Genomic DNA, 7715 nt, shown 5'->3' with positions numbered 1-7715 from the left:
TAATTAATAACAATAAACTAGAGAATTATAAGGAGGAAAAAGATATGATAGTAAGAAATGATGATGTTATACTTAATGAGCTTGGTAAGGGTGTTTCCCGTAAGGTACTATCTCATGTTTCGAATATGATGATGGTGGAAGTTAATTTTATTAAAGGTGCAGTTGGGGAAATTCATGAACACGTAAATGAGCAAATCAGTTATATTATAAAAGGTAGTTTTGAGCTAACCGTTGGAGGAAAAAAAGAATTGGTAAAAGCTGGAGATACTTTTTATATTAAACCAAGTGAATTGCATGGTGTTTTAGCATTAGAGGATTCAACTATATTAGATGTGTTTACCCCACAAAGAGATGATTTTCTAAAATAATTTTAATAATATATGATTTCTCATTATCATTTGAATTTAAAATGGTAATGAGAATTTTTTTTATGTGAAAAGTCAATGTATCAAAAGGCTTTATATACTAAGGATGTGTTGTGATAGTTGATGTATAATATAGACCATAATGAACATAATACATATATGTTTATTATCATAATATATATCATGACAATCTATTACATATAATCGCAAGATATTCGTCTAGTAAAGGGTTACACAGAATAGTATGATAAGGACATAGATAAAAACACAAAATAAAAACAATTAGTAGGGGGAAAAAATTATGAATAAAAAGAAATTTATCGCAATATTTTCATGTCTTGTACTTACTGTAGGTATATTAGCTGGTTGTGGTATGAAAAAACCAACTGAAACACCTGTAAAAGAAGAAACACCAGCAGCAGCAGCAGCGGTTACTCTTGTATATGCTGAGGTTAATCCACCAGATACTATTGTTGGTCAAACAGATACTGCATTTAAAGAAAAAGTCGAAGAACTTTCAAAGGGGAATATTAAGATTGATATTCAGGCAAGTGGAGTTTTAGGAGCAGAAAACGATGTACTTGATTCAATGCTTGGCGGTGGTGGAACAATTGATATGTCCCGTATCTCAGCATTTGCTCTTACAAGCTATGGTGGAGAAAAGTCAAAACTGCTTTCTATTCCTTATACATTTGTAAGTCGTGAACATTTTTGGAATTTTGCCACATCTGATTTAGCTCCTGAATTCCTTCTAGAGCCTCACGAAAATGGTAGTGGAATTAGAGGCTTATTCTATGGAGAAGAAGGTTTCCGTCATTTCTTTACAACTAAACCCGTTAAAACTGTAGCAGATTTAAAAGGTATGAAAATAAGAGTATCAAATGACCCTGTTATGAATGGTATGGTAAAAGGACTTGGTGCTTCGCCTACAGTAGTATCTTTCGGTGAACTTTATTCTGCATTACAAACTGGTGTAGTAGACGGTGCAGAGCAGCCTATTGCCAACTATAAATCAAATGCATTCCAAGAAGTTGCACCGAACATGATTCTTGATGGCCATACACTTGGTGCAATACAAGTAGTCATTACAGATGCAGCTTGGGATAAACTTACAACAGAGCAACAAGGTATTCTTACAGAAGCAGGTAAATATGCATCAGAATTTAATAGAAAGATTTCTGAAGAAGCTGAAAATAAAGTGCTAGCAGATTTAAAAGCAGAAGGTGTTAATATTGTAGAAGTTAAGGATATTAAACCTTGGCAGGAAGCATGTAAAGATGTAATTGCTACTGCTACAAAAGACAATGCTGAACTTTATCAAAAAATTCTTGACATGAAATAAGATTCACAAAATGGTAGATTGAAACACAGTACAAATAGTGTCAATAGAATGTTTTTATATGCACAGAGGAGGATTACAACCTCTGTGCTTAACTTTTTTGAGGAGGTAAGGTATGCCTAAAATTTTTAATACAATTGATAAGATTCAACCAGCATATGATACGGCTTATAAGATTGTTCTTTTCGTATGCAAGATACTTTTAATAGGTGATATTCTCATTACGACCATGGCGGTGGCTGGTAGATTTATTCCTTTCATTCCAGATCCAGCATGGAGTGAAGAGGTAGTTCTGACTTGTATGGCATATATGACAGTTCTTTCTGCTGCTTTAGCTATCAAAAGAAATGCTCATATTCGTATGACGGCATTTGACAGGTATTTGCCGAAACATTTGATAATAGTTTTGGATCTTATTGCAGATGGTGCTATTTTGGTACTTGCTGTGGTTATGATAGTAGTAGGTTGGAGATTTGCAGTGCAAATTGGTTCAATTGGAACTTATGTAAGTATGCCAAGTCTTTCTAAATTTTGGATGTATTTTCCGATTCCAGTGGCTGGTATAGCAATGTTTATTTTCGAAATAGATGCTATATATAATCATATTAAATTATTCTTTGTAAAAGAGGTGGATATTCATGGATGCTAATAGTATGGCAATATTGATTTTACTAGGCACTTTTTTCATAATGGTATTTTTAAGATTTCCTATTGCTTATGCAGTAGCGCTTGCATCTTTATTTTGTCTTACGTACCTAGGACTTCCACTTACAACAATTTGTCAACAAATGGTAAAAGGGATTAGTTCTTTCAGTCTTATGGCTGTACCTTTCTTTATTACAATGGGATGTCTTATGGGATCAGGTGGTATATCTGAAAAGCTCATTGCACTAGCAACTGCCTGTGTTGGCTGGATGAGAGGCGGTATGGCGATGGTTAACATTGTTGCATCATACTTCTTTGGAGGTATTTCTGGTTCTGCAGCTGCAGATACGGCATCTCTTGGTAGTCTTTTAATCCCTATGATGGTAGACCAAGGATACGATGCTGACTTTTCAACGGCAGTTACCATTACTTCATCAGTTGAAGGACTTTTAGTTCCACCAAGTCATAATATGGTTATTTATGCGACTACTGCAGGTGGTATTTCGGTGGGAAGTCTTTTCCTTGCAGGATATATGCCGGCCGCAATACTTGCAATATCCCTTATGGTAGGCTCATATATCATTTCTGTTAAAAGAAACTATCCAAAGGGTGACAAATTCAGCATGACGGTTTTGTTAAAACAATTTAGTGTTTCTTTTTGGGCTCTTGCCGCAGTTCTGATAGTTGTAGTAGGTGTAGTATTTGGTATTTTTACAGCTACAGAATCGGCAGCTATTGCAGTTATTTACAGTTTGCTTGTTAGTGTATTTATTTATAAAGGCCTCGATTGGAAGGGTGTTTGGAAAGTGCTTGATGGTACTATGGATATACTTTCTATCGTACTCATTCTGATTTCAACTTCTAGTATTTTTGGATATTGTCTGACATTTCTTCATGTTCCAGATTTAGCAGCAGCTGCAATTGTACAGATTTCGGATAATCCAATTATTTTAGCACTACTTTTAAATCTTATCCTTTTGGTTCTTGGATGTATTATGGATATGGCTCCAATTATATTGATTGCTACCCCAATATTGCTTCCAATTGCAGTTTCAATTGGAATTGATCCTATTCAGTTTGGTATTATGATTATCTTAAACTGTGGTATAGGTCTTTTAACACCACCTGTTGGTTCAGTGCTATTTATTGGTGCTGCAGTTAGTAAAGTACCAATGGAAAAAATTGTAAAAGCTACATTCCCGTTTTACGTATGTATGATAATTACACTATTACTACTAACATTCATTCCGGAAGTTAGTTTATGGCTTCCATCATTATTTAGCTAAGGAGAGATATGAAATATAAGTTTACTTATCAAACAACAGCTTTTGATCTTTGGCAGTTATCCATGTATTCTATTTATAGTTCAATTGTAGGGGTATGCAATATTATTTTTACTGTTGCCATGTTCCTTTTGTCGATAAGGTTTTGGGGAGATGTAAACAGCTTTATTAAAATAGGTTTGATACTCGTAATTTGTTTGTTTACGGTTATTCAGCCCGCAGTTGTTTATAGAAGGGCAAGAAGACAGTTAAGAGCGGTTCCACATGATATGGAGATAGGGTTCGATGATAATGGAATTCATGTAAAAACTGAAAATCAAAGTTCAGATTTAAAATGGAATACGATAAAAGGCGTATCAAAAAAACCGAGCATGATTGTTGTATTTTCAACGACTAAACATGGTTTTGTACTAACGAATAAAGTGCTCGGAAAACAAAAAAAAGCTTTTTATAACTATGTAGTTTCAAAGATTAAAAAGTGAATATAATTATCTATTAAATAAAGATAAAGCCGTATTTACTAAATGTGTATTTATGGCTTTGTTTTTGTATATGTTTAAAAAAGTAGGGGTGAATAATGAATAAAAAGAAATTTATCGCAATATTTTCATGTCTTGTACTTACTGTAGGAATGCTTTCTGGATGTAGTAATAAAAATGCTAATACAACTGAAAAGAATGATACACCGAAGGTAGAAACGAAATCAATTACTCTAAGATTATCAGATAGTCAACCTGATGGTTATCCAACTATATTAGGTGATCAAGCATTTGCGGATGAAGTAGAAAGAAATACCAATGGAAGAATAAAAATTGAAGTATATGGAGGAGCACTACTTGGAGATGAAAAAAGCTCTATAGAACAAGCTCAATTTGGTGCAATAGATGCAATTCGTATAAGTGCTGCACCTCTAGCTGAGTTTAATAAACAAATAGGTGTTTTAAGTCTTCCTTATCTTTATAAGGACAAAGACCAAATGTTTAGAGTTTTAGATGGAGAGATTGGAGATAAAATATTCGCTGATTTAGAATCTAATAGTCAAATTGTAGGACTTAGTTGGTTAGATTCTGGAGCAAGAAGTTTTTATAATGCAAAAAGAGTTGTAAAAACACCATATGACTTAAAAGGTTTAAAGATAAGAGTACAAGAAAGTAAACCTATGATGGATATGGTTAAGGCTTTAGGTGCATTACCTATCCCAATGGCTTATGGTGAAGTTTATAATGCAATGCAAACTGGAGTAATTGATGGAGCTGAAAATAACTTGCCTAGTTATTTATCATCTAATCATTATAAAATAGCAAAGTTTATTACAATAGATGAACATACAAGAGTGCCAGAAATGATAGCGTTTAGTAAAATTTCTTGGGATAAAATATCTGCAGATGATCAAGCAATAATAAGAAAAGCCGCTGATGTAGGTGCAGAGGTAGAGAGAGCTGAATGGCTTAAACAGTCCAATGCAGCAGAAGCTACAATAGTTGAAAAAGGTAAAGTTACTATTACCAAACTAGATGATAATCAAGCATTCCAGGATAGAGTTAAACCTATGTATGCAGAGCACCCAGAATGGAAAGAATTAATTGATGAAATAATAGCTACAAAATAATGTTTCTGAAATAATAATCACTATAGTAACTTTGTTACTATAGTGATTATTATATACATAAATCATTTACATAACATAAAAAATATGATAAACTAACATTAATGAACTTGCATGCAAGCATGCAAGTGGTCAATAAGGATGTGCTTTATGAGCAATAAACAATTTAAAAGCATGAATAGCGATGAAATTTATCTTGCACTAAAGGATGATATTATTAATTTGAAACTTTACCCTGGTCAACTTATTAGTGAAAATGAAATTTCACGACAGTATAATGTATCAAGAACTCCAGTAAAGATAGCTTTTATAATGCTTAGAAGTGAAAAGTTCATAGAAATTGTTCCTCAAAAGGGTACCTATGTAACCTTGCTTGATATGGAATTTATAAAGGAATTAATTTATATGCGTACAGTGCTTGAAAGTACAGTAATAAAAGATATTCTAGGAATGGTTAATGATGAATTAATCAATAAGCTTTCTGAAAATCTTAAAAAGCAAAAGGAGATTCTTCAAAAGCCAGTAGTAGAACCAAGTGAATTTTATAATGCTGACAGTGAGTTTCACAGTATTTGTTTCGATTTTGCAGGAAAAACAAGATTGTGGAAAATAATACAAGAATCGCAAGTTCATTATACTAGGTTCAAAATGCTTGATATAGTTGAAATAGGATGTTTCGAAAGGTTAAATGAAGAACACATTGAATTGTTTGAGGTTATTAAAAATTGTGATAAGGAAAAATTGCATGAGGTTATGTATCGTCATCTTCACGGGAATATCAATAGACTTGGAGATAGAATATACAATGAGTTAAGGCATTATTTTGTATAATAATAAATAAAAAAGGAGCAAATAAAATGGGTACAAATGTAAATGAATTTTCAATGGACTTTTTTTCACTAAAGGGTAAAATTGCAATAGTAACTGGCGGTAACACGGGCCTGGGGCAGGGATATGCAGTAGCACTCGCTAAAGCTGGTGCAGACATTTTTATCCCTACTCATGGCACTAATTGGGACGAAACTAGAACCCTTATAGAAGCTGAAGGAAGAAAAGTTACTTTTTTTCAAGCAGACTTATCCAAAAGAGAAGAAATTACGGCAGCTGTAGCAGCATGTGTAAAAGAATATGGCACGGTTGATATTTTAATAAATAATGCAGGTACTATTAAGAGAGCACCACTTCTTGAGTACAAAGATGAGGACTGGAAAACTGTAATAGATTTAAATCTAAATGCAGTTTATTATTTAAGTCAAGATGTTGCTAAGATAATGGTTAAACAAGGATCAGGGAAAATTATAAACATTGCTTCTATGCTATCATTTCAAGGAGGTAAGTTTGTTCCAGCATATACTGCAAGTAAACATGGTTTAGCAGGAATAACTAAAGCTTTTGCAAATGAGCTTGCAGAGAAGAATATTCAAATAAATGCTATTGCACCAGGATGGATTGCAACAAATAATACAGCGGCATTAAGAGCGGATGAAGCAAGAAATGCAGATATTATAGATAGAATACCTGCTGGCAAATGGGGAGATCCTTTTGATCTAATGGGAACAGCTGTATTCTTATCAAGTAAAGCGTCGGATTATATTAATGGACATATTTTAGCTGTAGATGGCGGATGGTTAGTAAGATAATTTAGTTAGAAAAATTAGACGAAAGTTTTACTTATCTATAAAGTTATTATCAATTATAGAGGTATTATCAATAAAAAACATAAAATTAATATTAGGAGGAATTATAATGGAAATTAGATATTCAAGTCATAATGAAGATGCAAAGAAATACGATACAACTGAGCTTAGAAAACATTTTTTAATTGAGGATTTATTTGTGAAAGGTGAAATAAAAATGGTTTATAGCCATATTGATAGAATAATAGTAGCGGGAATTGTGCCAACAGATAAAGCTCTCACTTTAGAAGGAAGTAAAGCTTTAGGTTGTGATTATTTTCTTCAAAGACGAGAACTTGGAGTTATTAATATCGGTGGAGCGGGTACAGTTACTTTAGATGGTGAAAAATATGAACTTGGAGCTAGAGACGCACTTTATGTAGGCCTTGGAATTAAAGAAATTAGTTTTGAAAGCAAAGATGTATCGAGTCCTGCTAAATTTTATGTAAATAGCGCTACAGCACATAAAAATTATCCAACAGTAAAAATCGGATTAGAACAAGCTAAAAAAGTTAAAGCTGGTAGCGATGAAGAATGTAATAAGAGAGTAATAAATCAATATATACATCCAGCAGTTTGCAAAAGTTGTCAATTGGCTATGGGAATGACAATGTTGCAGCCTGGTAGTGTATGGAATACAATGCCTTGTCATACTCATGATAGACGTATGGAAGTATATTTATACTTTGATATGGATGCAGATAATGTTGTGTTCCATCTTATGGGAACTCCAGATGAGACAAGACATATTGTTATGAAAAATGAACAAGCAGTTATTTCTCCAAGTTGGTCTATACACTC

The 7715-nt window shown here is 33.2% G+C and carries 9 protein-coding genes; all 9 read left to right on the top strand.

What is annotated here, in order from left to right:
- A partial coding sequence (locus JJE11_RS10570; RefSeq protein ID WP_291635337.1) for a cupin domain-containing protein occupies positions 1-368 on the top strand: 368 nt, incomplete at its 5' end.
- A gap of 298 nt (positions 369-666) precedes the next feature.
- Complete coding sequence (locus JJE11_RS10565) at positions 667-1707, top strand: TRAP transporter substrate-binding protein (protein ID WP_291635335.1); 1041 nt, start codon at positions 667-669, stop codon at positions 1705-1707.
- 112 nt (positions 1708-1819) lie between these two features.
- Positions 1820-2353 carry a TRAP transporter small permease gene (locus tag JJE11_RS10560; RefSeq protein WP_291635334.1) on the top strand — a complete coding sequence of 178 codons (534 nt, stop codon included), beginning with the start codon at positions 1820-1822 and terminating at the stop codon, positions 2351-2353.
- Positions 2343-3635 carry a TRAP transporter large permease gene (locus tag JJE11_RS10555; RefSeq protein WP_291635332.1) on the top strand — a complete coding sequence of 431 codons (1293 nt, stop codon included), beginning with the start codon at positions 2343-2345 and terminating at the stop codon, positions 3633-3635. The genes JJE11_RS10560 and JJE11_RS10555 overlap by 11 nt, the downstream gene beginning before the upstream one ends.
- An 8-nt stretch (positions 3636-3643) precedes the next feature.
- Entirely contained in the window at positions 3644-4114 is a 471-nt protein-coding gene (locus JJE11_RS10550) for a YcxB family protein (RefSeq protein ID WP_291635330.1), read from the top strand.
- A 95-nt stretch (positions 4115-4209) separates the two neighbouring features.
- Entirely contained in the window at positions 4210-5241 is a 1032-nt protein-coding gene (locus JJE11_RS10545; protein ID WP_291635328.1) for a TRAP transporter substrate-binding protein, read from the top strand.
- A gap of 147 nt (positions 5242-5388) precedes the next feature.
- A complete protein-coding gene (locus JJE11_RS10540; protein ID WP_291635326.1) occupies positions 5389-6069 on the top strand; it encodes a GntR family transcriptional regulator in 681 nt (226 codons plus the stop codon).
- Between the two features lie 26 nt (positions 6070-6095).
- Positions 6096-6878, top strand: a complete 783-nt coding sequence (kduD, locus tag JJE11_RS10535) for a 2-dehydro-3-deoxy-D-gluconate 5-dehydrogenase KduD (RefSeq protein WP_291635325.1) — start codon at positions 6096-6098, stop codon at positions 6876-6878.
- Positions 6879-6984: 106 nt separating this feature from the next.
- Positions 6985-7715, top strand: a 731-nt coding sequence (gene kduI, locus JJE11_RS10530) for a 5-dehydro-4-deoxy-D-glucuronate isomerase (RefSeq protein WP_291635323.1), incomplete at its 3' end; no start/stop codon positions are given.

The sequence above is a fragment of the Clostridium sp. genome, from assembly GCF_016650095.1.
Classification (GTDB): domain Bacteria; phylum Bacillota; class Clostridia; order Clostridiales; family Clostridiaceae; genus Clostridium_AD.
This window is presented reverse-complemented; position numbering and strand designations above follow the sequence as displayed.